The organism is Labilithrix luteola, from assembly GCF_001263205.1.
In the GTDB taxonomy this organism is placed as follows: domain Bacteria; phylum Myxococcota_A; class Polyangia; order Polyangiales; family Polyangiaceae; genus Labilithrix; species Labilithrix luteola.
This window is the reverse complement of sequence record NZ_CP012333.1, coordinates 7,051,718-7,076,506: the sequence shown is the minus strand read 5'-3', so window position 1 is coordinate 7,076,506 and position 24,789 is coordinate 7,051,718. Positions and strand designations below refer to the sequence as shown.

Sequence of the window (24,789 nt, the reverse complement as noted above, 5' to 3'; positions counted from 1 at the left end):
CCCTCAGATCGTCTTTCCGAGCGAGAGAAGGACGCCGTCGCCGGCCACCCAGACTCGACCTCGCTCTGCGCAGAAGACGGCGTGCAGATCGGGCCGTCGCGCGCCGAGACCGGCGATCGCGATTCGCGTCCATTTCACGCCGTCGAAGTGGAGGACGACGGCGCCGTCGCCGACTGCCCAGACGTCGTCGGGAGCCGTGCCGGTGATCGCGCGGAGCGTCACGTCCGTAGGCACGTCGGGCGCGGAGTCGAAGAGCACGCCGGAGCCGCGGAACCGACGGACGGTCCCCTCGCTCCCGACCGCCCAGACGTCGTCAGAGCCGCTCGCCCAGACGCCGTGGAGCGTCGCGAGCGTCTGGGTGTTGAAGGATTGCAGCACCGGCGCGTCCCCGGAGCCGTCGCTGACGCGGATCGCTCTGCCGACACCGCCGACCGCCCAGACCTCGTCCTTCGACACGGCGTGGATCGCCAAGACGCTGCTCAGGACCGGGACCGACGCGATCAGCGTCGTCTCGATGCCGTCCTCCGTGCGCTGCGCCCGCGTGAGCGCGACACTCCTCCGGCTGTCTTGCACTGCGAACCACGCCGGACCGCCCGTGGGGTACGCCCCCGCGACGACGCCTTGGTAAAAGGGCCACCCGCCTCCGACCTCGGTGGTGGAGAGCGGCTGCCAGCCCTCGGCGCCGCCGTCTCCCGCCGGCATGTGCACGTAGACCGAGCGGAACGTCGAAGCCGTCCACGCTTCTTCCGGCGAGAGCGCGATCACGCTGCTGAACGTGTCGAGGACGCCCAGGGCCGCTTCCTGCCACGAAGCGCCGTCGAAGTGGAGCACGGTGCCCTTCGTCCCGACGGCCCAGACGCTCGACGCCGACGTCCCGGCGATGCTCCGGAGCCGCGCCCCCGTCTTGAGCGGAGCAGAGACGGTACAGAACAGACCTTCGCCGCACTCCGCTGGGTAGAACTCGCAATCGGTGCAGGGCCCAGCTTCGGCGGCATCCGCGGCATCATCGGCGTCCGCTTCGGCGTCCGCGGACAGCGCAGGGCCGGCGTCCTTCACGACGGGGTCCGGGTCTGCCTCGCCCGTGCTGCACCCGACGAGGTACGCGGTCGTGACGACCGGGACGAGCACGAAGAGCGCCATGACTTCTCTGCCGAGACTGCGACGGTTCACTTGATCCCTCCACACGCCTCGACGGCGCAGTGCCCGCCGACACAAGCCTGCCCGACAGCGAGATCGCAAGAGATGCCGCAGCCTCCGCAGTTACGAGGATCGGAGAGGAGCGAGGTCTCGCATCCGTCGTCTGCGCTGTCGTTGCAGTCGGCGTGACCGTCTTGACAGAAGAAGTCACACTCACCGCCGTTGCACATCTGACCGGTGAAAGGAAGATTGAGCGGCGCGCATTGGCGACCGCAGGCGCCGCAATTCTCGAGTTCGCTCGCGACGTCGACGCACGTCCCCGTGCAGTCCTGCATTCCGGGGGGGCAGCCGCAGGAATACGCCATCTCGGCCGTCTGGAAAGTGCAATGGACTCCCGCAGGGCAGGCGATCCCGCACCCACCGCAGTTCGCGTCGTCTGGATGGTCCGTCGAGATCTCGCAGCCGTTCGAGTCAGGCAACTTCAGGTCATGGTCGCAATCCAGCTTGCGAGCCTGACACTTGATCTGATCACACTGACTGTTGACACATCCGTAGTAGGCCTCCGGCGGCCCCCCGCTGAGCGTGCAGGTCTCGCCGCACTTCCCGCAGTTGTAGTCATCGCTCGTCGTGTCCACGCAGGAGCCGCCGCAATTCTTGAGTGGCGGGGGGCACCCGCACTTGCCGCCCTTGCAGGGCTCCCCGTCGGCGCAGCGGATGCCGCAACCGCCGCAGTTCATGGGCGTGTCGAGCTGCACCTCGCACCCGTTGTCGGGGATGCCGTCGCAGTCGGCGTTCAACTGGGCGTTGCACGTCATCACGCACTTGCCGTGGTTGCAGGTGAACTTCGCGCCGAACGAATCACCGACCACGGGGCACGCTTGCCCGCACGCCCCGCAGTTATTCGGGTCGCGCGAGAGGTCGATGTCGCACGAGAACGTCGACGTCGGACACGTGGTGAACGGCTCGGCGCACTTGCTCGTCGGGCAGTACTCGGTCGCGATCTCGCCGGCGTCGGATCCCCCCTCCTGGCCGGAGAACGACGGGCCCGCGTCGTCGTTCAAGGTCTCGCCGACCAGGTTCGGCTGCGAGCTACATCCGGAGCTCGCCGAGCTCAGCAGGATGACGAGGGCGCCGAACGCCGCGCAAGCAGCGAGGTTTGCAATCGCAATTTTCGCAGAGTTCGCTTGAACCCGCGAGCCGCGCGGGGGCTTCGTCGGCCGAACGACCATGCAGCATGTATGGAACGTCGTCCGGCAAACTTCGCGTATTCGGCACCAGGTGATTTTTTTTGCTGGGCGAGCCCACTCGTTCCATTCACGTGGTGTGTCGACGTGTCTCCGAGCGGCATGCGCGGAATCGGGCGGGTGGTGTCCAGTGGCGGCCGCCCACGATGCTCGGCTAGTCTCGGAGGAGATGCGTCTTCGAGGAGCGTTGGCCTCGGCCTTCGCCGTGCTCTGGTCGTCTGTGAGCGACGCCAGCGAGCCCTCGACCGGCGGATCCGTCGTGGCCATCACCTCGACAGGGCAGTGTCTAAAGCCGGCGGCCGTCGCGCTCGAGCTCGAACGCCTGCGGCCCCCACAGCCGGGTGACGGGCGCCTCCGGCTCGACATCCGCGAGAGCCAGCAGGGTCAGCACGGCCGCCACGACGTGACGGTCGAGGTCTACCGCGACGGCCGGCTCGCAGGGGACCGCTCGTTCGACGACGTCCCAAGCGACTGTGGCGAGCGCATCCGTCTCGTGGCCGTCGCGATCGCCGTGGCGCTCGAGCGCCTGCTCGAGGCCGATGAAGCCGTCCAAGCGGCGCCCCCCGCCTCGTTCGACGGCGCGCCGCTCGTCGCTCCAGCCGAGGGTACGACGGCCCCGCTTGGGAACCGGCCGCCGGCCCGAAGCACGAAGGCCCCTGGTCCCCGCGAATCGGCCGCGCTCGACGTCTTCGTGGCGGCCGCTGCGGAGGCGGCCGTCGGGGTGACCCCCGGAGTTGGCGCGGGCGCGGCTCTCGACGTCGGGCTCTACGTCGGCCGTCGCTGGTCCTTCGGAGCCTCGGGCCACTGGCTCGTCGGGTTACCCTACGATCTCGGGCCGGGCGAGGTCGATGCGAGCCTCCTCGTCGTCGCGCTCGGGGGTGTTTCGCGCCGTACGAGGAGCGGCCACTGCGCGTGGCTGCCTGCAGCCGAGTGCTCGGCGGATCATGGAGGGCGGTCGGTCGAGGTTACGGGAGGGACTCGGAGGCGACGCAAGCGTGGTTCGCTGTCGAGGTCGGGGCGCGCGCCGAGGTCGCGCTGTCGAGGCACGTCGCGCTCCACGTCGAGGCGGACGTGCTCGTCCCCTTCACGAGGCCGACGCTCGAGATCCGCGACCGCTCCGAGATCCTCCACGCGACGACGCCGGCCCTCGGCGCGCTCTTGTCCGCTGGGCCCCTCCTCCGTTTCTGACGAGCATCGATGATGATGACAGCCAAGAGCCACGGGGGGGTATTCGCAGCGCCGGCGGTGAACGACACCGCCGCGTTGTTCCGCGCGCATGCCGCGTTCGTGGCGCGGTTCCTCTGTCGCCTTGGCATCGGGCGCGACGAGATCGAGGACATGGTCCAGGAGGTCTTCCTCATCGTCCACCGCCGCGGTGGCTTCGAGGAGCGCGAGGCGAAGGCCACCACGTACCTCGCCCAGATCGCATTTTTGCTCGCGCGCGACCGGCGACGCCTTCTCAAGCGACGCAAGACCGACGTGAACGACGACCTCACCGAGATCGTCGACCCCACGATAAACCCCGAGGATCGGGCCGCGCTCACGGAGAAGATCCGACTCGCCGAGCGCGCGCTCCAACGCCTTCCCCCAGAGCTCTGCGCGCTCTTCGTCCTCTTCGAGCTCGAGAACGAATCTTGTGGCGCGCTCGCGGCGGCCTTCGACCTCCCCATCGGGACGGTCCACTCCCGCCTCCGGCTCGCACGGCGCGAGTTCATCAACGCCTACAACCGGCTCAAGAAGGAGAAGCTTCCATGACGGAGCATCACCCCATTCATGACGAGCCCTCCGCGGTCGACGAAGAGATCCGTGACGTCGTTCGCGGACTGCGCGCGAACGACCCCGCGGCATTCGACGTCGCGCGCGGTCTCGCCCGCTTCGAACGGGCCGTCGCGGCGACGCCCCGCCCGACGTGGCCGCTCGGCCGGCTCATCAGGCTCATCCCGATGGCCGTCCTCGTGACCGCAGCGGGAACGGGGCTCTACGCCTTCGAGGCGCGGCGCGCGCACGGGGGCGGCGAGGCGCCGGCGCCCGCATCTCCCGTCACGATGACGGCGCCATCCGCGCACGAGGGCGCGCGGGTCGCCCCGACGATCCCACCCCCCGAAGCGCCGCGTAGCGAGGGCGCGTCGGCGATCTCCGTCGACGCCTTGCCGGTGGCGCGCTCCAGCGTCACCGCCCCGCCCCGCCCGGTGGCGCGCGCCACGACGCCGTCGCCGAGCCCGACCCGCAGCGTGAGCGAGCGCGAGGTCATGCAGCTCGTCGAGCTCCGTCGCGTCGCTGTGACCGACGCCGCGGCCGCCGTCGAGCTCGCGCGCGCGGGCCACGCCGAGTTTCCGCGCGGTAGGTTGTATCCGGAGCGCGAAGCGATCCTGATCGACGCGCTCCGGCAGAGCGGTCACCCCGACGAGGCGCGGGCGCACGCGGCTCAGTTCGTCGAGCGCTATCCGACGCACACCGTGACCCCGCGAATGCGAAGCCTCGTCGATCCGTGAGGCCTCGCGCCTCTGGAGCGATGAGAGGCCTCGCCAGCCTCACCGAGGGCTTCGTCGAGATCGTGTCGTAACGTCCTTCCCGACCGCGACGACGATCTCCCGGAGCCATCGGGCGGCTTCGTCGTCTTCGCGCCGCCGCGGATAGAACAAGAATTCCTCGTAGGGCCCCTGATCGAGCGGCGGCTTCGCGGTCACGAGCGCGAGCGGCGCGGCCAACGCCTCGGCGAGGCGCCGCGGCACGAACGCGACGAGGTCGCTCGCCGCCGCCGCATGCAGTGCTTGCAAATAGCTCGGCACGGTAAGACCGATTTGGCGCTCGACGCCCTTCGTCGCCAGCCACGTATCCAAAGGATCGCGCGTCACGGCGATGTGGCGCGCCTCGGCGAACGCGCGAAGCGTTCCGAGCCGCTTCAGCCGTGGATGATCGCGACGAACGACCAGGACGTCGCGATCGCCGAAGAGAGCTTGGCGCTCGAACCCCTGGAGATCGACCGCCTCGCACGACGTGAAGAGATCGAGCGAGCGCAAGCGCTCCGCGGTCATCGCGAACGGGCTCTCCCACGGCAGCACCTCGAGCCGCGCGCGCGGCGCTTCGACGCTCATTCGCCGCACGATGGCGGGCACGACGAGATCCGCGAGGTGATCGTGAATCACGACTTGGAATCGCCGCGTGCTCGTCTTCGGCACGAACGACTCGGGCGCGAGCAGCGTCCGAACGCGCTCGAGCGCTTCGGGCAACGACTGGCGAAGGCGGAGCGCCCGCGGCGTGAGCTCCATCCGCGTGCCGACGCGGACGAGGAGCGCGTCGCCCAAGAGCTCGCGCAGACGCAGGAGCGAATGGCTGACGGCCGGCTGCGAACGCCCGATACGACGCGCCGCGCGCCCCACGTGAGCCTCGGCGAGGAGCGCCTCGAGCGTGACGAGGAGATTGAGATCGACGGATGATAGATTCACCATACGAATCGATCCGATTCTAGCAATCGATTGGACGAATCGACCAGCGCGCGCGATGAACCTCTCATGCAGAATCGAGTGTCCGTCGTTCCCGCAGGCATGAAGAATCTCCACGAGAAGTTCCGCTACTCGCCGGCAGTGAGATCGGGAGACCTCCTGTTCCTCGCAGGCCAGGTGGGTCGCGACGAAGACCTGAACGTCATCGAAGGCAAAGAAGCACAGTTCACGCAGGCCTTCGAGAACCTGAAGAAGGTGCTCGCCGCGGCGGGCGCCACCATGGACGACGTCGTCGACATGGTGAGCTACCACACCGACATGCGCGATCTCGGGCTCTTCATCCAAGTACGCGATCGCTACGTCACGAACGCCGAGCGCTACCCGGCGTGGACGGCGCTCGGTGTCACCGCCCTCGCGATGCCGGGCCTCTTCGCCGAGATCAGGTGCACCGCACGTCTGCCGTAGTCGTCATTCTTCCGCGCGGAGCGTGCCGCGGATCTTCGAGTGGATGGAGGTGGACCGAGCGGACACTCTGACGAGAGGCGTCCCTTCACCGTTCCACCTTCGCCTCCTCGAAGCCTGCGCGATTCCAGTCGTCGGCGCTGGAAGCAGCGGGACCCGCCTGTCAGGTTTGGCGCAAACTGGCACGTCGTGCAAACTGCATTGGATGCCATTTTGCGGCGTCGGCGTGCATGGCACTTCCCATGCCTTCGGCCTTTGGGGGAGCTCGCTGGATGACCTCTGGGCGGCCACGCGCGCAGGCGTGCTCCACCACTGGGATGGCGACACCTGGTCGGAGGTCGCGACCGGAGGAATCTCGGTGACTCCGGTTCGTGGCAGCGGTCCGAACGACGTCTGGGCAATAGCGCCGGGAGTCGCGGTCGTTCACTGGGACGGCGTGAGCTGGTCGACCACCCCGACGCTCGACGCCGTCGACATCTGGGCAGCCTCGCCGAACGACGCTACGGCTTGCGCACGGCGTAGCGGACGTGGGTGACGCGCGGCGAGGCGATGGTTTCGACGAGCTCGACAAGATCGTCATCAATAGCTGCCTCGACGTGCTCAAGACGCGGGCGCGTCGCATGATGCAGCAAGACGTCTGCCCGCCGGTGGAGCCGGGGCCGCCCACGACCCCGCCGCGTTCCGACGTCCTGTGGCTCGAGCCCTACCCCGATGCGCTCTTGCCGGAGGTCCCAGGGCCCGAGCAGGCCGCGCGGCTGCGGGAGGGCATCCGGCTCGCGTTCGTGCGCGTCGTGCAGGTGCTGCCGCCACGCCAGCGCGCCGCGCTGCTCCTCCACGACGTGCTCGACTGGAGCGTCGCCGAGGTCGCCGACATCCTCGAGACCACCGAAGCGGCGATCAACAGCGCGCTGCAGCGTGCGCGTGCCGCCATCGCGCGCCCGGGCGAGGAGTCCCCTGCCCTCGCGCCGCGCCACGCCGAGGTCGTCGACCGGTTCGTGCACGCGTGGGAGAGCGGCGACTTCGACGACTTCGTGAAGCTGCTCGCGACCGACGCAGTGATGAGCATGCCGCCGTGGGAGTACTGGCTCGACGGCAAGGATGCGGTCGTGGCGACGATGCTCTCATCGGGCACATGGGACGGCGAGCGCCGCGCAGGGCGCTATCACCCCGTTTGCCTCACCGTCCTGTCGTTCGATGCCGACAGTCTCGTCGCCGAGCTCACGACGTTCGTGCTTCCGGAGCTCTTCGCGGCGAGGGGCTTCCCGCCCGTGCTCGACGCGTAGCCCAGGCGCGCTTCCGAATCAGAGATTCTAAAGACGGACGCATGCTGAACTCGATGGACGTGCGCGCGGCTACGGCGACGCAAGTTGGCGACGCGGGCATTGCTGCTCACTGCGTAGGTCGCAAATGACCCTCGGGTCGTACCTACGCTCGGCGACCTTTGTCGATGGCTGTTCGCGTTGACTCCATCGTGCGGAATCGTCGTCCTCAACGAAGTCGAGAACGTCACGTTCGGCACGGAGCCATCCGTTGACAGAACAACGTCTTTGCTGCAAACGTCGCTTTTCGGCAACGTAGGAACTCAAGAGAGTCCCAAGCTGCACAGCCATGTGACGGGGGCCCTTCCTTGCAAGGAATGACAGCGACTCCAATGCCGCGCCACACGCTCATTTTCACCTTGGCTCCGGCCCTCATCGGGTTCGCGTTCGCGTGCACGAGCAGCGAGAGTTCCCCTGGCCTCGTTTGCGGAGTCGGAACAATTCAGCGCGACAATGAATGCGTCGTTGCCCCCCACGATTCCGGTGCAACCGAGCACGCCACTGATGCGGCTCCGGATGATGCTGGGCAGAGCGACGACGATTGCAACGTCCCTATTCCCTTCTTCAAAGACAACGATGGCGACGGGTTCGGCGGGCCTGAGACCAAGGTCGCGTGCAAGACGCCCGGAACTGGGTGGGTGACCAAGTCAGGCGATTGTGACGACACGGACCCACTTGTTAACCCGGACGCGAAGCAGTTCCACTCAACGCCGACGAAAGCAGGCTCGTTCGACTACGACTGCGATGGGATTGAGATGCTCGAGCCCACCGCGAAGGTCGATCCTGTGTGTGGTGGCGCCTATCCGAACTGTTCGAACGCAGAGGGATATCGCCCTGCCGGTGACGGACGCAAGATTGAGCCGGGAATGAATGCTCACTGCGGGAGCACTGACTACTTGTCCTGCTACGGCGTATATAGCGGCGGCACGATTTCGTGCAGCGGAGGCACTAGCGTCACTACGCCTCTCGCTTGCCGATAGAGAAACGTCACGAGCGAGACGGACACGGTAACGCGGTTTGACTGGCAAGGTACGCCGGGCCCAGAGTGACGTAATTTATCTTCTCCGAAATTTCAGCCGAGCGAAACGTGAGCGCCGTAATCGCTACAACGCCGTTGGCATTACCGTCCTATCGCTCGAAGGTCGCGTCGCCAAGCTCACGACGTTCGTGCTTCCGGAGCTCTTCGCGGCGTGGGGCTTCCCGCCCGTGCTCGACGCGTGAAGCAGTCCTTCAGGGAAGCGGCAGCACGACCACGCCGCCCGTTTTCGCGTCGGTGTTGACGACGCTTGCGTAGACTTTGTTGTCGAGGATCGTCGTCGCGTAGAAGGCGTAGCCGCTGCCCGTGGCGAGGCACGCGATCTTCTGGAACGACGAGGCGGCGTTCGGGATCCAGAACATGTCGTCCTGGAGGCGGAGGAACACACCGTTCGCCGTCGAGACGATGTTCGTCTGCCCCTTGAACGAGAGGACGTACATGAACTTGCCGAGATCGGTCACCGCGCCGCCTTCGCGCGACGCACGAAGGATGTGCGCCTCGAACGTGGCCGACGTGACGCTGAGCAGATAGATGTCGTTGCCGACGACGCCGAACGGATAGTTCTCCTCGCTCGGCGCGCCGGTGAACGCGAGCTCCTTGGTCGTGCCGCCCGCCTTGGGGAGCTTCCACACCACCGTCGGCGCGTGGTTGGCCTCGCTCTTCGGGTAATAGCTGTAGATTGCATCCTCTCCGAGACGGATGCTCGATGCGTTCGAGCGCGGCTCTGCGCCGAGATCGGTCTCCGTACCGGACTCGAGGTCGTGCTTGAAGACAACGCCGCCCAGGCCGTTGTCGAGCGCGTAGAACGTTTCGCCGTCGAGATAAGCCTCCTGCGTGCCCGCGAGCGAGCCCTGCGGGGTGCGGGTCCACTTCGGCTTCTCCGTCGCATTGCCGCCCGCCTTCGGCACGGTCCAGATTTTGGAGCCGCTGGTCACGACGATGTCGCTGCCGTGCTGGTAGTGGCGCGGCGCGATCGCGCCCTCGGGTGCGTAGACGCTCGTCGCCGTCTTCGCGTCGACGTCGATGCGGAAGACCTCGTCGATCGTCGAGCCGAAGATCTGATTTGCGGCACTCGGTGTCGCTTGGTAGAGGAGAAACGAGCTGCCGCTCGTCGCCTTGCGCGGCTGGAGCACGTAGTCGAACTTCGCCGGGTCGAGGCACGTGCCGGCGTTCGCGCCGCCGCTCGACGGATCGCCACTGCCGTTCTCCGTACTCGACGACGCGCTGTCATCGTCGTTGTTGCACGCGAAGAGAGAAGCGGTGGCGAGGACGATCAGAAGGGATCCGCAAAGAAGGCGCATGCTGACGATCTAAGGCGTTGCGTGCCCTTTCGTGTAGCCACCATTTGGATGACGCTGCCGCGTGCTGAGCGCGCGCACGAGCACACACGTGTGCGGGCGAGAGCCGATGGCGCCGTGGTGATACGGTCTACCAATGCTGAAGGTTTACGGATTCTCCCGAGTGAACGAGTTCGCGCGCGGCAACACGCGGGACCTGCGCGTGCTGTGGGCCCTGGAAGAGATGGGGCTGCCCTACGAGATCGTCGGGATGGATCATCCGAACCACGACCTCGATAGCGACGAGTTCCGCGCGAAGAACCCGTTCGGGCAGCTCCCGGTGATCGATGACGACGGCGTCGTGGTGACAGAGTCGGGAGCGATCCTGCTCTACCTCGCGCGGAAGAGCGGCAAGCTGATGCCGCACGACCTCGCGGGGGAAGCGCAGGTCCTGCGCTGGAGCATCGCCGCGCTGAGCTCGGTCGAGGTCCCCGTGTTGACGATGTGGTTCGTCGGCATCAGCGGCGGCAAAGGAACGAAGCCGCACGATGCACTCCAGCAATGGTCGGACATGCGCCTGGAGCAGCTCGATGGATGGCTTGCGAACCGCACGTTCGTCGCGACCGACGAGTTCACGGTCGCCGACATCCTGATGACCCACGTGCTGAGCGCACGCAGCACCGATCAGGCCCTCTTGGAGCCCTACACGCACGTTCGCAGCTACCTGACGCGCTGTATGGATCGCCCCGCGTGGAAGCGCACGTTCGACGCCTACTGCAAACGCGTCGAAGCCGCTTGAACGCAGACCATCGGCGCCCGCCCGGACGCGATTTGTCTTATTGTTGAATGTTCGGGCCACGAGGCTCTGGATCTTCGCATCGTTCTGCTCACGAGTCGGGAGCCCTTCCAGAAGGCCCGTGCAGTGTCCGTCCGCGAGCAAGAGGTCGTGGAGCCGAGCAAGGCGGATGGCATGCGCAGCGACGGCTCGGAGCAGGTGCCGGCGAATTCGAGCGCAAGACTCGGAGTTCGCACGCGCGCGCGATGGCCGATGCTGTCGCCAATGACGACCGCCTATTTCAGCAGTCTCCTCGAGCACCCCATCACCGAGGTCTGGTCGCTCATTCGTGACTTCAACAACTACCCTGCTTACATCGAGGGGGTGACGGAGAGCGTCATCGAAGACGAGAAGGCCGGCGACGAGATCGGCGCTGTTCGTCGCTTTTTCTACGGTGGTAGCTGGATCCGACAGCGGCTCGATGCGCATTCAGACGAGCAACGCTCACTCACTTACGTCGGCATGGACCCATTCACGTTCCCGCCTGGCATCGTGGACGTGACGCCGGCTCCCGCTCGCTACGAGGGCACCATCCACCTGCTCCCGCTCGTGGACGGCAATCGGACCTTCATCGAATGGTCCGTCACTCTCGACGCGAGGTCAAACGAGGCGGAGCAGTGGCGTAACCTGCTCTTGTCGTTGATCTCGAGCTGGATCGACTCGCTTCGACGAACGCTCGCTGGCCTTCCTCAGCGCGAGGCTCGCGAGCACGACGTGCACCGCCACTAGCAGCGCCGTCACCGCGATGAACGCGGGCTTTCGCGTTTTATGGCGAAACGCGATCATCCCGAGGAGCGCACCGGGAAAGCCGAACGCGAACGTGAGGAGGTGGAGAGTCCGCTCGGGAACGCGGCGTCCCTTCCGTGCGGCGCGCCGCTTGTCGACCCCGAAGGCGACGAAGGTGATGACGCTGCTGATGGCATAGGCGCCGACCACGAAGACGACGACGGGGGACTGTGCGAGGTTCGGCATCACCGTGGGAGAGAGATTCTTTCCGAACGCGACGGTCGCGGCCGACAAGTTCCGCGTTCTTTGGCTTCTCACGCCGGCCATCAGCCGTCACCGCAAGGCGAACACCGATCAGCGGTCATCACCTGCCGGTCGCCTCTGATGCGCGCGCCTAAGCGGAATCGAACTCCGCCCACCATCCAGTAGAAGAGTCGGTCGTCCGTGATGCGCTCTGAGCACGTCTCACGGAGTCGTCCGCACCCGCAACGCGCGCTGGATACCGTGAAATGACGAAGCCGCCGAACCGGGATCTCCGATTCAGCGGCCTCTCTAGTTGCGCGGGCAGGATTTGAACCTACGACCTTCGGGTTATGAGCCCGACGAGCTACCAGGCTGCTCCACCGCGCGTCACCTTCCGTCACCGGAACGAGACGCTTAGTAATCGGCTCTCTCAAGAAGGTCAATCACTTGAGAGAGAACCACGGCGTCAGTGCTGCGTTTCGTGGTCCGGCCGAGATAAAGCGCACAAAGCAACGAAGCCCCAGCTCACTTGGAGCCGAGGCTTCTCTTTGTTGCGCGGGTAGGATTTGAACCTACGACCTTCGGGTTATGAGCCCGACGAGCTACCAGGCTGCTCCACCGCGCGTCACCTTCCGTCACCGGAACGAGACGGTTAGTAGTCGCCTCCCTCAGGAAGGTCAATCACCTAAGTGACCGAAGTCGCAGATTCTTGGAGAGGCCGCGATCGGCGCATTCAGGGGCGCTTCAAGGACGCTTCAGGACCATGGAAGGCTTCGTCGTGGATCGAGCGGAGGTTTTCGGCGCCCTTCGGGATGCGGCCGGGGCCGTAGAGGGCTTCGAACTCGGTGAGGATCTCGTCGAGCGGGAGATCGTCGTAGAGACCGCGCTGGCGGACGTACTCCATGTGGAGGCGGCCCTGGCCGTCGAAGGCCTGGAGGAGAGCGTCTTGGCCGGGCAGGAGCTCGAGCGGAGGGACGCCAAAGCGAGCGCAGAGGGCGGCGTTGAAGGCGGGCGTCACTTTGATGGGCCCGCCGTCGAGCCACATCTCGACATAGCCGTGGAAGATGAAGAGGTCGCTGCCGAGCATGGCGAGGAGCTTGGGGCTCGCGAGGTGGTTCTTCACGTCGGCGAAGCCTAGGCGCGCGGGAATGCCCACCGCGCGTGAGGCCGCGCAGAGGAGCACGGCCTTGGGGATGCAGTAGGCGCTCTCGCGCTCGAGGACCGCGCTCGCCCGGTAGTCGTCGGGGTTCGACGAGAGCGTGTACGGGTCGTAGCGCGGGTGCTCGCGGACCGCGCGGAAGAGGAGCGCAGCACGCTCGTGATCGGTGGTCGCGCCCTCGATCGTGCGGCGGGCGAACGCGACCACGTCGGGGTGATCGGAGTCCACGAATTTGCCGGGCTGGAGAGCAGCGGCAGGCGGAGCGCTAGAGGAAGTGGGCTGCGTCACCCCCCTTACCCTTGCACGACGAGCGGGCGCGTCACCACCTTCCGCCTGTCCCCTTCCCCTCGGGGACGCGAATGAAGCTCAGCATTGAAATCGCGCAGACGATCCTCGACGGCTTCGACAAGCACTACCGCTTGTTCCGCGCGACCAGCGTGACCGCCAAAGAGCGCTACGAGCTCGCCGATTGGGCGGGCGCGAGGGCGGCGTCGCTCGAGCGGATCGACATGTACGACGAGCGCGTCGAGGAGGCCGTGGCCGCCGTCGAGGAGAGCTTTCCGACCGCCGGGCGCGAAGAGACGCTCTGGCCGAAGATCAAACGCGCGTACATCGACCTGCTCTACGAACACAAACAGCCCGAGTGCGCCGAGACGTTCTTCAACTCCGTCGCGCGGCGCGTGCTCGATCGGCAGTATTACCGAAACGAATACATCTTCGATCGGCCGGCGATATCCACCGAACATCTCGACGGCACCGAGCCCACCTATCGCTGTTACTACCCACGTGACAACGAGCTGCGCGAGACGTTCCTCGAGATTCTACGCAGCTTCGATCTGAAGAACCCATTCCAGGATTTGCCGCGCGACATCGAGCGAATCCTGCAGGCCATCGCCGAGCGGTATCCGCAGGGATGGGAGCGCAGGCCCAATTACCAATTGCAGGTCTTGCGCTCGCTCTTCTTTCGAAACAAGGCGGCCTACGTGGTGGGGCGCGTGGTGAATGGAACGCAGCTCGTGCCGTTCGTCGTGCCTTTGCTCAAAGACGACATCGGGCAGGTCTACGTCGACACACTGCTCTTCGAGACGAGCGACATCGGGCGCATCTTCAGCCTCGGCCGCGCGTACTTCATGGTCGACATGGAAGTGCCCTCGGCCTTCGTCGCATTCTTGCAGACGCTGCTTCCGAACAAACCGAAGCACGAGCTCTACACGATGGTGGGCCTGCAAAAGCAGGGCAAGACCATCTTCTTTCGCGACCTGCAGCACCATCTCAAACACTCCACCGACCAGTTCGCGATCGCGCAGGGAACCAAGGGAATGGTGATGCTCGTCTTCACCCTGCCCTCCTTCCCGCACGTCTTCAAAGTCATTCGCGACTGGTTCGCGCCGCCGAAGGACACTGATCGGAAGACCGTCGAAGAGCGCTATCTGTACGTCAAAAGGCACGACCGCGTGGGACGCATGGCCGACACGCTCGAATACGCGCACGTGGCCTTCCCTCGCGAGCGCTTCGATCCCGCGCTCATCGAAGAGCTGCAGCGGCTCGCGCCCTCGTCGGTCGAGTGCGATGGCGATCAGATCATCATCGAGCACCTCTACACGGAGCGGCGCCTCGTGCCCCTCGACGTGTACTTGCGCGACGCCGACGAAGCCCACACGCGCCTCGCCATCCGCGATTACGGCACGGCGCTGAAAGATCTCGCGGGAGCAGACATCTTTCCGGGCGATCTGCTGCTCAAGAACTTCGGCGTCACGCGCTACGGACGCATCGTCTTCTACGACTACGACGAGCTCACCACGCTCACCGATTGCCGCTTCCGCAGCTTGCCCAAGCCTCGCAACGAGGACGACGAGATGGCGAGCGAGCCGTGGTACGCGGTCGATCCACGCGACGTGTTCCCGGAGCAGTTTCCGACCTTTCTCTTTCCCGCCGGCCCGCTGCGCGAGATGTTCCTCGAAGAGCACGGCGACCTCGCGCTCGCCAGCACGTGGGCGGCCCAGCAACACCGCCTCCGCGAAGGCGTGCAGGAAGACCTGTTTCCGTACGCCCGCGAGCTTCGCTTCTGCGTGCGCTACGGCGACAAAGAAGAGCAAGGGCACGACTCGACGACGCTGCCGGCAAGCGCGGCATCGCGCGTCGCGCCCGGCCCGTGAGCGCAGCGCGAGCGCACGTTGCCCGCATCGCCCGGCTCCCGGTGCTCGAGGTGAGTGAGACGCCAGATCGACTGCCTAACCGGCAGAATGCAAGTATCATCTGGCATCATGGCGGCGAACGATCCGAACGACCCGGCATCACGTACGGGCGCGGGAGCTCCGCACACGGCCGGCCCCCCGGCGGCTCCTCCGGCCCCTCCGTCCATTCCGCGTCCGGTTCCTTCGAGCCCCGCTTCGCGAAGCAACGTGCCTCCGCCGCCGAGCTCGCGCGCCACTCCGCCTCCGCTCCCGCCGCGCAGTGCTCCGCCTCCCCTGAGCTCTCGTGGCATGTTCCCTCCGCCGCCGAGCTCGCAAGCGGCCGTGCCTCCGCCGCCGCCGAGCTCGCGTGCAGTGCCGCCGCCCGTTCCGCCTAGCGTTCCGCGCCCGCCGAGCGTCGAGCAACCGCGCAGCGGCTCGCATCGCAGTGCGTCGAGTGGGCCCATGCCCACCGCCGACGGCTTCATGTCCACCGCCGCGAAGATGACCCTCGCCGACATCGCGCTCGCGCTACGCGACGAGCAGCTGCAAGCGAAGGTCGTCCACTACAAGGCGGAACTCGAGACGAGCCCCGAGCTCGACGCCGTCACCGCGCAAGTCGTTCGCGAGCTGCAGGACCTCCAGGCCGCGGCGCGCGCGCGTGGGCCCGGCAGCCGTCCGCCGCCCACGGGAGATCGCTCGCAGCTCGAAATCGAGCTGATTCAAAGCCTCAAAGAGATGCTCGGGCGCGTCTTCCGCAAGGGCAAGCTCGCCACGCTCATCGAGCGAAAGCTCGGCGAAGTGAGCAAGCGCTTCGCGCGCGTGTTCTTCGAGAGCGAGCTGCACGACAAGATCCGCGGCTCGCAAAACGAAGCCAAGGCGATGCGCTTCGCCGAGCAGGCCGTCTACCACGCGCTGCTTCGCTCGCAGGAGCAGATCATCGCGCAGCTCGATTCCTACCAGTACACGAACGACGTCATTCGCACGCGCGCCCGCGAACGCTTCGACTGGATGGTCAAGGAGCTGCAGAACAACTTCCTCGCGCGCACGACTCCCGAGCTCAACGTGCTCGTGAAGATCTTGAACGAGGTCCTGACCGCGTTCTTCACCGAGGAGCTGCCGCCCGAGCTCGGTGAGCTCTCGTGGGAAGTGGTGAAGGAAGCGCGCCTCGCCGACGCTCGCGAAGGCGCCGGCTACAAGATCAGCGCGAGCAGCTTCGCCGTCTTCCGCCAGGCCTTCGAGCGCCGCTTCCTGCAGCGCCTCGTTCCCTTCGTCGAAGACGCCATGCTCGCGCGCGTTCGCGAAGATCGCGGCCAGTTCCGCGACGAGACCATCCGCTTCGTCGCCGATCCGGTCATCTTCAGCGAAGTCTGCGAGGTCGTGTGCGACGCCGTCTACGACATGCTCTACAACGACGGCTTCCTCGATCTCCCCGCCGATTGGCGCGTTCGCCTCTCGACGGGTCGCTAGAGCGTTACCGCTCCACCGAGATCAGCCGCGACGCGTACCGCGGCTGAAGCGGACGCGACCGACGTTGTTCCACCATTCGCGGTAGCGAGCCTGGGCGCGCTCGCGTTCGCGCTTGGGAAGGTCGTCGTAGTAGCCGAAGTATTCCTTCGTGATCGTCTTGAGCTCTTCGCCCGCGGCGGCACGCAGGAGCGCCTGATCGTTCATGAGGGCGTCGATGAGCCACTCGAGACGTTCGCGGTCTTTGTTCTTCTCCCACCACGCTTCCCACTTCGGACCGTTGTCGCCGAAGTCTTGGCGAGTGATGAGCACGAGAGCCTTGCGAGCCTCGTGGGCGATTTCGGTCTGCGCGTCGTCGAGGAGCGGCATGAGCGACGTCACAGCCGAGACCTCGCGCGTTTCGCCGAGCGCTTCGATGGCCAGAAGACGTCGCGAACGCGGAGCGCCCGCATGCGAAGCCGCCGCTTCGAGGCGCTCCACCACCGGGCCGGCCAGCGTCTCGGCGAGAGCCTTGCACGCCACGCGTGCGACGCGGCGAATGCGCGCTTCCTCGTCGAAGACGCGATGAATCGCGGGGTCGATCGAGTCGGGGTAGACGAGCTCGCTCAGCATGTACGTCGCCCAGAAGCGCTTCTCGACGTCGGGATCTTCGACCAGCGCGAGAATCGACGGAAGCGCCGTACGACGCTGGCTGGCCACGAGGCGAAGCACCGGACCGCACTCGCTCACGCGCGGAAGCGAACCTTCGGTGAGGCGCTCCGGCTCCACCGTCAGCGGGCCCGGGAAGCGCGCCATGATGGCCGGAATCGCATGGCTGCCGGCGCGCATGAGCTGCGCCTCGGCCTCGTCGTCGTTCTCCGACAGAACGCGATCGACGATGGCGACATACTCGCTTGCCACGTCGACGATGACCGACGGAAGCGCACGAAGCGCGCCGCGCGGCGACGGCGGACGATGCGCCGCCACGCTGATCTGCTGCTCCGAAGGCGGCATCGCTCGGCCCGAGTCACTGACCGAGCGCGAAGATGGCGCCGGCGCAGGCGCGGCTTCGACCGGCGCAGGAGGCGTCGCTGGAGCGGAGACGGGAGCCGGCGCAGGAGGCTCGGGCTGAGTCACCGGTACGGGCGTGGGCGCACGCGAGTCGGGGCTCGGCGACGAGAGCGTGCGAGACAGCGGCCACGAGGGGAACGTGCGGTCCGTCGGGACGGAGACCGGCGGCTCGCCGAGAGGAAGCACCGAGCCGGCGATCGGAGTCTGATCCGGATCGACGACGGGCGGCGCGATGGGAGTCGCGTCGGGATCGAAGACGGCTCCATACGACGGGCTCGCCGTGTCGAGCGGTGCGGGTCGAACGGCATCGGCACGAATCACCGCCGTGGGCGCCGGCGAAGGCGGCACGAGCGGATCGACCTGCGTGGGCGGAGCGCCCTGGATCTCCGCGAAGAGCGCCGCCTCGGTGCCGTCGACGCCGAAAGCATCACCACCGAACGAAGGAACGCGCGGGCGACCGACGGCGAACTCGAGCGGAGGCGCTGCCTGACGCTGCATCGAGCCCGTCTTCGTGCGCTGATACGGCGGCTTCACCGCCGCCATGTTCGCGTGCGACTCCGGCTCTTCGCGCGGAATGGGCCGCCCCGAAGGACGGCGAACGGCGAGGATGTTCTCGGGCGGCGGCGGATTGTCCGTCTTGCCGCGCAACATGAGGTCCACCCGAGGCGACTCCGGCGGAACCGTCACCGCGCGCGCGGCGGCATCACGCGCGGCCGCCTCTTCCATCGAGATGGCTTGGCCGAGCAACGGATCGTTCATCAGCTCGCGCACGGGCGCGGCGAGCTCTTCGACCGAGGGACGCTCTTTGGGCGGGAACTTCCCGGGCGGCGCAGCCGAGGGCGTGGTGTCGGTGGGCGGCGCCTGCGAGATTGCGGCCGGGCGACCGCTCATGCCGCCTTGCGCCGCGCCGCCTTTCAGCTTCCTGCGAACGATGACGCGTTCGAAGGCCGAGGCGGCCTTGTCGACCACCTTGCGGATGGCGATGGCGCTCGTGGGATCGACGCCGTCGGCGCCGCCGTCTCCAAAGACGAGCGCGACGATGCGCGTGCGCACGATGACCGGCACGACCAGGCACTCGGTTTCGCCGGGGCGCGCCAGATCGTTCATGAGGACGGAATCGAGCCCGTCGGGCGCAGGACGCTTCGTGATCGGCAGCTTCTGCTCGCGCGTCATCGCGAGAATGCCGGGCAGATCGAGCGGCACGCCGATGCGCGCGACGCGATCGCGCGAGGCGCCCGCACCCCACGCATCGCGACCTTCGGCGATATCTCCGTGGACGGTAAAGAGAACCGTGTAATCGAAGTACTGGCGCGCGAACTCGAAGACGAGATCGAAGATGGTGTCGCGCTCGATCGCCTCGTCGAGCTCGGCGAAGGCCACCTCGGAGGTGAGCGGACCACGACGTCGCTTGAGGGGACGCGCGGGCGGAGCTTCGGCCTCGCGAACGAGCGTCTTCGGCCCTCCATCGGCAAACGAAGCAGGGCGCACGGGTTCGGAGATCTTCGACGGCGGGGCGGCGGGCACGTTGCTCGGCGGACGAGGAGAGAGCTTCACGTCGGGCGTTGGACCAAGAGGCGGAGGAGCAAACGAACCATGTCGCACTGCCCCGCCCTCCCCCAGGAGACGCGAAAGCAAACGATGGAAGCGGCGATCGAGCGGAATGCCGTAATCACGCTGGAGCGCCTGCCGAATGCGCACGAGCGGAGCGACCCGCTGCGTGATCGGCAAGGCGAGCGCGAACGCGAGCTCCTGCTCGGCTTCGGCCGAGAGCGGTTCCGCGACGGCGATGACGAGCCCGTGCCGATCGACCGAGAGCGGTGCGAGGTTGTGACCGCCGGCGACTTCTGCCGCGATGAGACGCTGCGCCTCCTCGGCCGCCTTGGGCAGCTCGCCCGTCGGCGCCGGCGGAAGTCCGAGAACCTCCGCCACGACGGGCATGAGCGCGGCCTCCCGCACCTCGGCGACCTCGAGCAAGTTGGTGACGAGGTCGCCGCCGTAGAGGACCTGGCGGGCGAGCGCCTCTTCGACCTCGCGGATCGACGCGATCTCGCGCTGGACGATGAGGGAACTCAGATGCATGGCGTGCCCGCGCGAGTAGCGTCGCAAGGCCTGCCCGGATAGTCAAATGTCGGGTTACTCGGGTTTACGAGGACTTCGATGAGTTCTTCGCGAAATGCTCTTCGAGAGCGGCGACGAGCCCTGGGATCGTGGACTGGGCGGCGACCACATCCACCCGGAGTCCGCGCGCCCGTGCTGTGTCGGTCGTGATAGGGCCGATGCTGGCCACGGTGGTCTTTGCCAGAAGCTCGACAGCGCGGCCTTCGAGGGCGTCACAGAGGTGGGTGACGGTGCTCGACGACGTGAACGTGACCGCGTCGACCTCGCCCGCCTCGAGCAGCGCCGCGAGTCCATCGAGCAGCGCACGCGGCGGGGACCTGGTTTTGTAGACCGAAACGACGTCGACCTCGTAGCCGGCCGCGCGAAGGGCGTCGGGCAGGACGTCTCGAGCGACCTCCGCGCGAGCGACGAGGATGCGGGGGCGAGCGTCTCCGGCTCCGGCTCCTGCGCCGAGCGCCGCGAGAAGCTCATCGGCGAGGCCCTCGCCTCGATGGTCTTTGGCAATCAGATCGGCAAGGAGCCCCGCCCGATCGAGCGCAGCCGCCGTGCCCGGACCGACGGCGGCGATCTTCGCTCGACCGAACGCGCGCGCGTCTTTGCCCTGACGGCGGAGCTCGGCAACCATCCGCTCGACGCCATTCGCGCTCGTGAAGACGACCCAGCCGTTGCGCTCGCCGAGCGTCGCCGCCGCTTCGATCATGGGGGCCGGATCGCTCGGCGGATGGATCTCGATGGTGGGCATCACCACCGGATCGGCACCGCGCTCACGCAAGAGCGCCGCCGCCGCGCCCGCCTGCTCCCTCGCTCGTGTCACCAGGATGCGTTTACCGAAGAGCGAGAGCTTCTCGAACCACGCGAGGTCGGGCATGCGCGCCGCGCCCTCCCCCACGACCAGGATGACGCGCGCCGTGCGCGGAGTCGGCAAGAGCGGCACGTCACCGAGCGCCGTCTCGGTCACGCGCTGGGAAGGCAGCGAAACGCCCTCGATGACCGTCACGCGATCGGACGGTGATCGCCCGTAAAATGCGAGAGATCGTGACGTCTCGGCGAGACTCGCGGCGTCGCAGAGGATGGCCAGCGTGTCGGTCGCCGTGGCGAGCTTTTGCCAGTCGTGGAACGACTCGTGGCCGCGCGTGACGCTCACGGCGGCGAAGCTCGGCGAGGCATCGGTCGAGCGCGTGAGGGGCGTGCCCGAAAATGCGCTCACGGCTACGAAGGGACCGATGCCCGGAACCACCTCGACAGGAATGCCGTGGCGCGCGACCGACGCGACCTCGACATCGCCATGGCCGAAGAGCAGCGCGTCACCCCAGGCGAGACGCACCGCACGACGCTCGGCCCGCGCCTCGGCGACGAGCATGGTGGAGATGCGCTCGAGCGTCATCGCCGGCGTGATCGGCAGGCGCGTGGTGCCCTCCGGAAGACGCCCGAGGATGTCGGGATGCACGTCGGCATCGAAGAGCACGAAGTCCGCCTCGGCGAGAACCTCGGCAGCGCGCAACGTGAGAAGGCGCGGATCTCCGCAGCCTGCTCCAACGAACGTGACCTTTCCCTTCATCGCACGCGCGATTCAACCGCTCATTGGGCGGGAGCGCACGTCGAAACGCCCGCACCCACCACGACGGTCGGAACCGAGCCGACGACCGCCTCGGTGTTGTCGCTCGGCCGGTAGCGCGTGATCGTCGAGAAACCGCCGCCAGGCGACGTGAACATGTAGAAGTCGCCGCCCCAGAAGGCGAAGGCCCAGCCGTTGCCGAGCGTGACCGTCTTCATCTGCGTCTGGCCGACGATGTGACCGGTCTGCGTATCGATCTCGCCGATGAAGGCAGGCGAGGACGTGTTGTCGGCGTAGAAGCCGTAGAGGCGGCCGTCGCCCGTGCCGGTGAGCTCGGCATTGCCGATGTCGGGGCGGAAGTTGCCGACCTTGGAGAGCTTGAACGACGGGATATCGATGCGCGCGAGGCCGGTGGCGCCGTTGTCTTGCTCGGACCCGGCAACGTAGAGCGTTTCGGTGGGGCCCACCGTGTTCGCCGCGAAGCCCATACCGAAGCGCAGGAAGCCATGCTGGTTCGGAACGAACGACGTCGAGATGCACGCCGCGTTGGCGGTGCTCACGCGGAAGAGCCGGCCGTCGTCGACGCCCGCGCCGCGATCGGAGAACAAGATATAGGCGATGCCCTTGCGATCGACGGCCATCGAAAAGGGCGTCGCGCCGGGGTTCGCCGGGCAAGCGATGTTGCCGATCTTCTTCATCGCCACGCTGCCGGGATCGAAGCTGTAGAGCTCGTTGGCCGAGGTGATGAGGTAGACGAGCGTGGCCTCGGCGTCGGGGCAGTCCGTCCGGTTGGCATCGCGCGGGGGCGTGGCGTCGATCGGCGGAAGCGCGTCGGGCTCGATGTGCGAGTCGCGTCCGGCGTCCTTCGGGGGAACGACGTTGCCGTCACGACCGGCGTCGACCCCGGGCAAGTTGTCCTCTTCACCGCTGCCGTCGACGAAGAGCCCGGTTCGACTTCCGCACGCGACGAGCAGCAACAAGAACGCCGCGCGCCGAACAGGTACCAAACGGCTTGCAACGCGGCGTTTCATCGGTCCCCTAGGGTGACGCGCCTAGCGCCCGATCTCAAGGCCGAAGGCGCCGTCTCAAACGCACTTCCGTCGACTTTTTCCGGCCTGCTCGCGGAACCAGCGCTGCCCGAGCCGTGTGCGATTATTAACGGGTCCCGCCCTGACGTCGCCACGGGTCGGGGCTAGACTCGCGCCGCGTTGACGTTTTCCGTCCCCCTCGACCAGCGCCTCGCCTTCGTTCGCGCGAATACGGCGCTCGCCGCCGTCCCCTTCGTCCCCGAGCTCTCGATCTTCACGGCCACCGAGGTGACGCCGCTGTGGCAGGCCACCGGCGAGTGGCTCGGTGCGCGCGGCCTCGACGTTCCCTTCTGGAGCGTGCCCTGGGCAGGCGGGCAAGGCCTCGCTCGCTGGGTGCTCGATCATCCCGAGGCCGTGAGGGGCAAGCGCGTGCTCGACTTCGGAAGCGGCAGCGGCCTCGTCGCCATCGCCGCCGTTCGCGCGGGGGCGAGCACGGTGCGCGCGGTGGACGTCGATCCCCTCGCCGAGGCCGCGTGTCGTCTCAACGCCGAAGCGAACCGCGTCGCGTTCGAGGCCGCGTGCACCGACGTCGTCGGAACGTCGCTCGAAGGCATCGACGTCTTGCTCGCCGGTGACGTCTGGTACGAGCGCGCCGCCTCGGAGCGCTTTGCCGCATGGCTGAGCAACGTGGTGGCGAGCGGCGTACGCGTGGTCACGGGCGATCCGGCTCGGCTCTATGTCCCTCGCAACGTTCACGAGCTCGCCCGTTACGACGTGCCGACGCCCCTCGAGCTCGAGTCTGCGCCAACACGAATGACCAGGATTCTCGAGCTCATGCAGGCTTCGAACGAATCGACCACCGCATCGCGCTAGCGCTCCGACTCTCTGCTACAGTGCGCGCCGATGGGTTTCCCGACCATCCGCCCCCGCCGTCTCCGTGCCACCCCCGAACTGCGCGCCCTCGTTCGCGAGACCACGCTGTCGCCGAAGGACTTCGTCTACCCGATGTTCTTCAACGCGGCGCTCGACGCGCCACGCCCCATCTCCACGATGCCCGGCGTGAGCCAGCAGCCGCTCAGCGCGGCACGCGAGCTCGCCAAGTCGATCAAGGAGCGCGGCGTCTCGTCGGTCATTCTCTTCGGTCTGCCGAAGACGAAAGACGAGCGCGGCAACTCCGGCCTCGATCCCGACGGGCCCGTTCCGCGCGCCATTGCCGAGATGAAGGCCGCCGTGCCTGACCTCGTCGTCATGGCCGACGTTTGCGTCGACGAATACACCGACCACGGCCACTGCGGGATCCTCCGCCAGCGTCGCGACGGCGAGTGGGAGGTCGACAACGACGCCACGCTCGAGCAGCTCTCCAAGATGAGCGTCCTGTTCGCCAAGGCCGGTGCCGACGTCGTCGCGCCGAGCGACATGATGGACGGTCGCGTCGCCGCGATTCGCACGGCGCTCGACAGCGAAGGGTTCACGAACACCACGCTCCTCAGCTACGCGGTCAAGTACGCGAGCGGCTTCTACGGCCCCTTCCGCGAGGCCGCCGACTGCGCGCCGAAGTTCGGCGATCGCGCCGGCTACCAGATGGATCCGGGCAACGCGCGCGAGGCGCTCCGCGAAGCGGCGCTCGACGAGGCGGAAGGCGCCGACATGCTGATGGTGAAGCCTGCCCTCAGCTACCTCGACGTCATTCGCGACGTTCGCAAGGCTTCGAACCTGCCGCTCGGCGCGTACAACGTGTCGGGCGAGTACGCGATGCTTCACGCCGCGGCCGAGCGCGGAATGATCGATTACAAGCGCGCGATGATGGAGGTGCTCACCTCGATCCGCCGTGCGGGCGCAGACTTCATCCTGACGTACCACGCACTGGAAGCGGCCGAGCTGCTCGGGTGATGGAGTGACCACGACCGAACGAGAGCCCGCGAGCCGAACGGGGCGGACAACGCGCAAGCGCGTACTGACGCTGGCGTTTTTCTGGCTGGCGGTGAGCGCCGGTGCCGCCCTCGCGCCGGGCTGCTACGGCCACAATTGCGACGGCGAGATCGTGCAGTACGGCGCCGTTGCGGGGCAGGGCCATCTGCTCAATGTGGACACGTGGGAGTCGAACCCCATCGATGGTCCGTGGCTCCCGTTCCCCAAGCAGCGCATGTATCAGTTCGACCTGCGCGCGCTCGGCAATCGGCCCCCTCAGATCATCCTCCCGTATCTGAGCGCTCAGTCGGATCCGCTTCACGAATTCGGCAACTTCACGATCGGTGGCGGTAACCTCACCGAGCTCTCCGGCGCGACCAATGGAGTGCTCACCGTGAAGAACGGCACCTGCGCCGACTACTTCCTTCGCGTGGTGGTGCAAGCTGCGCCGGTTCCGACCGCGCCAGTACCCAACGGCGATGCCTCGACCACGAGCGCAACCGACTCGGTCACCAACATGGGCCTTGCAGACTCGGGGGCGGACGACAATGCCGTCGACGCATCGGACGCCGATGCCGATGATGGGATTTGAGCACGGCTGAAGTGGAGCA

General features: G+C 67.0%; 24 protein-coding genes, 2 tRNA genes and 1 pseudogene. 15 read left to right on the top strand and 12 right to left on the bottom strand.

Going from position 1 to position 24,789, the window contains the following annotated elements:
• Window positions 1-3 precede the first annotated feature (3 nt).
• From AKJ09_RS30655 to AKJ09_RS30645, 3 genes are all read right to left on the bottom strand, one after another.
• Window positions 4-1,170, bottom strand: a complete 1,167-nt coding sequence (locus AKJ09_RS30655) for a beta propeller repeat protein (protein WP_146651413.1) — start codon at window positions 1,168-1,170, stop codon at window positions 4-6.
• On the bottom strand, window positions 1,167-2,366 hold the full coding sequence (locus tag AKJ09_RS30650) for a hypothetical protein (RefSeq protein WP_146651412.1): 1,200 nt from the start codon (window positions 2,364-2,366) through the stop codon (window positions 1,167-1,169). Before AKJ09_RS30650 ends, AKJ09_RS30655 begins: the two co-directional genes overlap by 4 nt.
• Window positions 2,367-2,667: 301 nt before the next feature.
• Entirely contained in the window at window positions 2,668-3,186 is a 519-nt protein-coding gene (locus AKJ09_RS30645; RefSeq protein WP_146651411.1) for a hypothetical protein, read from the bottom strand.
• A gap of 107 nt (window positions 3,187-3,293) precedes the next feature.
• Between AKJ09_RS30645 and AKJ09_RS30640 the strand changes: the two genes are divergently transcribed.
• The 3 genes from AKJ09_RS30640 to AKJ09_RS30630 are packed head-to-tail and all read left to right on the top strand — an operon-like array spanning window position 3,294 to window position 4,873.
• The gene (locus tag AKJ09_RS30640) at window positions 3,294-3,569 is read left to right on the top strand and encodes a hypothetical protein (RefSeq protein WP_146651410.1); all 276 of its coding nucleotides are present in this window, start codon (window positions 3,294-3,296) and stop codon (window positions 3,567-3,569) included.
• 9 nt (window positions 3,570-3,578) lie between these two features.
• The gene (locus tag AKJ09_RS30635) at window positions 3,579-4,136 is read left to right on the top strand and encodes an RNA polymerase sigma factor (RefSeq protein WP_146651409.1); all 558 of its coding nucleotides are present in this window, start codon (window positions 3,579-3,581) and stop codon (window positions 4,134-4,136) included.
• Window positions 4,133-4,873, top strand: coding sequence for a hypothetical protein (locus AKJ09_RS30630; protein WP_146651408.1), 741 nt, complete (start codon window positions 4,133-4,135; stop codon window positions 4,871-4,873). Before AKJ09_RS30635 ends, AKJ09_RS30630 begins: the two co-directional genes overlap by 4 nt.
• 39 nt (window positions 4,874-4,912) lie before the next feature.
• Here the strand turns inward: AKJ09_RS30630 and AKJ09_RS30625 are convergent, their stop codons facing one another.
• The gene (locus tag AKJ09_RS30625; protein ID WP_205633844.1) at window positions 4,913-5,830 is read right to left on the bottom strand and encodes a LysR family transcriptional regulator; all 918 of its coding nucleotides are present in this window, start codon (window positions 5,828-5,830) and stop codon (window positions 4,913-4,915) included.
• A 63-nt stretch (window positions 5,831-5,893) separates the two neighbouring features.
• Here AKJ09_RS30625 and AKJ09_RS30620 point away from each other — a divergent pair, with 63 nt between their 5' ends.
• The 4 genes from AKJ09_RS30620 (at window position 5,894) to AKJ09_RS30605 (ending at window position 8,826) form a co-directional block, all read left to right on the top strand.
• The gene (locus AKJ09_RS30620; RefSeq protein WP_146651407.1) at window positions 5,894-6,289 is read left to right on the top strand and encodes a RidA family protein; all 396 of its coding nucleotides are present in this window, start codon (window positions 5,894-5,896) and stop codon (window positions 6,287-6,289) included.
• A 223-nt stretch (window positions 6,290-6,512) separates the two neighbouring features.
• Window positions 6,513-6,821, top strand: a complete 309-nt coding sequence (locus tag AKJ09_RS30615) for a hypothetical protein (RefSeq protein WP_146651406.1) — start codon at window positions 6,513-6,515, stop codon at window positions 6,819-6,821.
• Window positions 6,814-7,569: a sigma factor-like helix-turn-helix DNA-binding protein gene (locus AKJ09_RS30610; protein WP_146651405.1), complete on the top strand. Its 756-nt coding sequence runs from the start codon at window positions 6,814-6,816 to the stop codon at window positions 7,567-7,569. Before AKJ09_RS30615 ends, AKJ09_RS30610 begins: the two co-directional genes overlap by 8 nt.
• Before the next feature lie 1,053 nt (window positions 7,570-8,622).
• Entirely contained in the window at window positions 8,623-8,826 is a 204-nt protein-coding gene (locus tag AKJ09_RS30605; RefSeq protein WP_146651404.1) for a hypothetical protein, read from the top strand.
• Window positions 8,827-8,835: 9 nt separating this feature from the next.
• Here the strand turns inward: AKJ09_RS30605 and AKJ09_RS30600 are convergent, their stop codons facing one another.
• On the bottom strand, window positions 8,836-9,942 hold the full coding sequence (locus tag AKJ09_RS30600; RefSeq protein ID WP_146651403.1) for a hypothetical protein: 1,107 nt from the start codon (window positions 9,940-9,942) through the stop codon (window positions 8,836-8,838).
• A 133-nt stretch (window positions 9,943-10,075) separates the two neighbouring features.
• Here AKJ09_RS30600 and AKJ09_RS30595 point away from each other — a divergent pair, with 133 nt between their 5' ends.
• Window positions 10,076-10,717: a glutathione S-transferase family protein gene (locus AKJ09_RS30595; protein ID WP_146651402.1), complete on the top strand. Its 642-nt coding sequence runs from the start codon at window positions 10,076-10,078 to the stop codon at window positions 10,715-10,717.
• 123 nt (window positions 10,718-10,840) lie between these two features.
• Window positions 10,841-11,482, top strand: a complete 642-nt coding sequence (locus AKJ09_RS30590) for an SRPBCC family protein (protein ID WP_205633843.1) — start codon at window positions 10,841-10,843, stop codon at window positions 11,480-11,482.
• 30 nt (window positions 11,483-11,512) lie between these two features.
• Here AKJ09_RS30590 and AKJ09_RS56300 read toward each other — a convergent pair.
• A pseudogene (locus AKJ09_RS56300) lies at window positions 11,513-11,725 on the bottom strand (DUF1294 domain-containing protein); the annotation flags it as partial.
• Between the two features lie 4 nt (window positions 11,726-11,729).
• Here AKJ09_RS56300 and AKJ09_RS55655 point away from each other — a divergent pair.
• Window positions 11,730-11,864 (top strand): hypothetical protein, encoded by a 135-nt coding sequence (locus tag AKJ09_RS55655; RefSeq protein WP_275936654.1) that lies wholly within the window; start codon window positions 11,730-11,732, stop codon window positions 11,862-11,864.
• A 171-nt stretch (window positions 11,865-12,035) separates the two neighbouring features.
• Here the strand turns inward: AKJ09_RS55655 and AKJ09_RS30580 are convergent.
• The 3 genes from AKJ09_RS30580 to AKJ09_RS30570 all read right to left on the bottom strand — a co-directional run bounded on the left by AKJ09_RS30580 (window position 12,036) and on the right by AKJ09_RS30570 (window position 13,169).
• A tRNA-Met gene (locus AKJ09_RS30580) sits at window positions 12,036-12,109 on the bottom strand.
• A gap of 164 nt (window positions 12,110-12,273) precedes the next feature.
• Window positions 12,274-12,347 (bottom strand) — tRNA-Met (locus AKJ09_RS30575).
• Between the two features lie 108 nt (window positions 12,348-12,455).
• The gene (locus AKJ09_RS30570) at window positions 12,456-13,169 is read right to left on the bottom strand and encodes a transglutaminase-like domain-containing protein (protein WP_205633842.1); all 714 of its coding nucleotides are present in this window, start codon (window positions 13,167-13,169) and stop codon (window positions 12,456-12,458) included.
• A gap of 71 nt (window positions 13,170-13,240) precedes the next feature.
• On the opposite strand from AKJ09_RS30570, the gene aceK reads away from it, so the two are divergent.
• Window positions 13,241-15,037, top strand: a complete 1,797-nt coding sequence (gene aceK, locus AKJ09_RS30565) for a bifunctional isocitrate dehydrogenase kinase/phosphatase (protein WP_146651400.1) — start codon at window positions 13,241-13,243, stop codon at window positions 15,035-15,037.
• A 108-nt stretch (window positions 15,038-15,145) separates the two neighbouring features.
• Window positions 15,146-16,522 (top strand): hypothetical protein, encoded by a 1,377-nt coding sequence (locus AKJ09_RS30560; RefSeq protein WP_146651399.1) that lies wholly within the window; start codon window positions 15,146-15,148, stop codon window positions 16,520-16,522.
• A 21-nt stretch (window positions 16,523-16,543) separates the two neighbouring features.
• Here AKJ09_RS30560 and AKJ09_RS30555 read toward each other — a convergent pair whose 3' ends face one another.
• From AKJ09_RS30555 to AKJ09_RS30545, 3 genes are all read right to left on the bottom strand, one after another.
• Window positions 16,544-19,648 (bottom strand): GspE/PulE/PilB domain-containing protein, encoded by a 3,105-nt coding sequence (locus tag AKJ09_RS30555; RefSeq protein WP_146651398.1) that lies wholly within the window; start codon window positions 19,646-19,648, stop codon window positions 16,544-16,546.
• A gap of 64 nt (window positions 19,649-19,712) precedes the next feature.
• Window positions 19,713-21,245 carry a bifunctional uroporphyrinogen-III C-methyltransferase/uroporphyrinogen-III synthase gene (locus tag AKJ09_RS30550; RefSeq protein ID WP_146651397.1) on the bottom strand — a complete coding sequence of 511 codons (1,533 nt, stop codon included), beginning with the start codon at window positions 21,243-21,245 and terminating at the stop codon, window positions 19,713-19,715.
• A 20-nt stretch (window positions 21,246-21,265) separates the two neighbouring features.
• Entirely contained in the window at window positions 21,266-22,273 is a 1,008-nt protein-coding gene (locus AKJ09_RS30545; RefSeq protein WP_146651396.1) for an NHL repeat-containing protein, read from the bottom strand.
• Between the two features lie 177 nt (window positions 22,274-22,450).
• On the opposite strand from AKJ09_RS30545, the gene AKJ09_RS30540 reads away from it, so the two are divergent.
• The 3 genes from AKJ09_RS30540 to AKJ09_RS30530 are packed head-to-tail and all read left to right on the top strand — an operon-like array spanning window position 22,451 to window position 24,770.
• Entirely contained in the window at window positions 22,451-23,143 is a 693-nt protein-coding gene (locus AKJ09_RS30540) for a class I SAM-dependent methyltransferase (RefSeq protein WP_146651395.1), read from the top strand.
• 30 nt (window positions 23,144-23,173) lie between these two features.
• On the top strand, window positions 23,174-24,160 hold the full coding sequence (hemB, locus tag AKJ09_RS30535) for a porphobilinogen synthase (RefSeq protein ID WP_146651394.1): 987 nt from the start codon (window positions 23,174-23,176) through the stop codon (window positions 24,158-24,160).
• Between the two features lie 4 nt (window positions 24,161-24,164).
• Window positions 24,165-24,770, top strand: coding sequence for a hypothetical protein (locus AKJ09_RS30530; RefSeq protein WP_146651393.1), 606 nt, complete (start codon window positions 24,165-24,167; stop codon window positions 24,768-24,770).
• Window positions 24,771-24,789: the final 19 nt, after the last annotated feature.

Excerpts from the sequence above, each read along its gene's own strand:
- AKJ09_RS30545 (WP_146651396.1), bottom strand. The coding sequence starts at position 22,273 with ATGAAACGCCGCGTTGCAAGCCGTTTGGTACCTGTTCGGCGCGCGGCG.
- AKJ09_RS30630 (WP_146651408.1), top strand. The coding sequence starts at position 4,133 with ATGACGGAGCATCACCCCATTCATGACGAGCCCTCCGCGGTCGACGAA.
- hemB (WP_146651394.1), top strand. The coding sequence starts at position 23,174 with ATGGGTTTCCCGACCATCCGCCCCCGCCGTCTCCGTGCCACCCCCGAA.
- AKJ09_RS30555 (WP_146651398.1), bottom strand. The coding sequence starts at position 19,648 with ATGCATCTGAGTTCCCTCATCGTCCAGCGCGAGATCGCGTCGATCCGC.
- aceK (WP_146651400.1), top strand. The coding sequence starts at position 13,241 with ATGAAGCTCAGCATTGAAATCGCGCAGACGATCCTCGACGGCTTCGAC.
- AKJ09_RS30625 (WP_205633844.1), bottom strand. The coding sequence starts at position 5,830 with ATGGTGAATCTATCATCCGTCGATCTCAATCTCCTCGTCACGCTCGAG.
- AKJ09_RS30600 (WP_146651403.1), bottom strand. The coding sequence starts at position 9,942 with ATGCGCCTTCTTTGCGGATCCCTTCTGATCGTCCTCGCCACCGCTTCT.
- AKJ09_RS30595 (WP_146651402.1), top strand. The coding sequence starts at position 10,076 with ATGCTGAAGGTTTACGGATTCTCCCGAGTGAACGAGTTCGCGCGCGGC.
- AKJ09_RS30550 (WP_146651397.1), bottom strand. The coding sequence starts at position 21,245 with ATGAAGGGAAAGGTCACGTTCGTTGGAGCAGGCTGCGGAGATCCGCGC.
- AKJ09_RS30560 (WP_146651399.1), top strand. The coding sequence starts at position 15,146 with ATGGCGGCGAACGATCCGAACGACCCGGCATCACGTACGGGCGCGGGA.
- AKJ09_RS30620 (WP_146651407.1), top strand. The coding sequence starts at position 5,894 with ATGCAGAATCGAGTGTCCGTCGTTCCCGCAGGCATGAAGAATCTCCAC.
- AKJ09_RS30635 (WP_146651409.1), top strand. The coding sequence starts at position 3,579 with ATGATGATGACAGCCAAGAGCCACGGGGGGGTATTCGCAGCGCCGGCG.
- AKJ09_RS30650 (WP_146651412.1), bottom strand. The coding sequence starts at position 2,366 with ATGGTCGTTCGGCCGACGAAGCCCCCGCGCGGCTCGCGGGTTCAAGCG.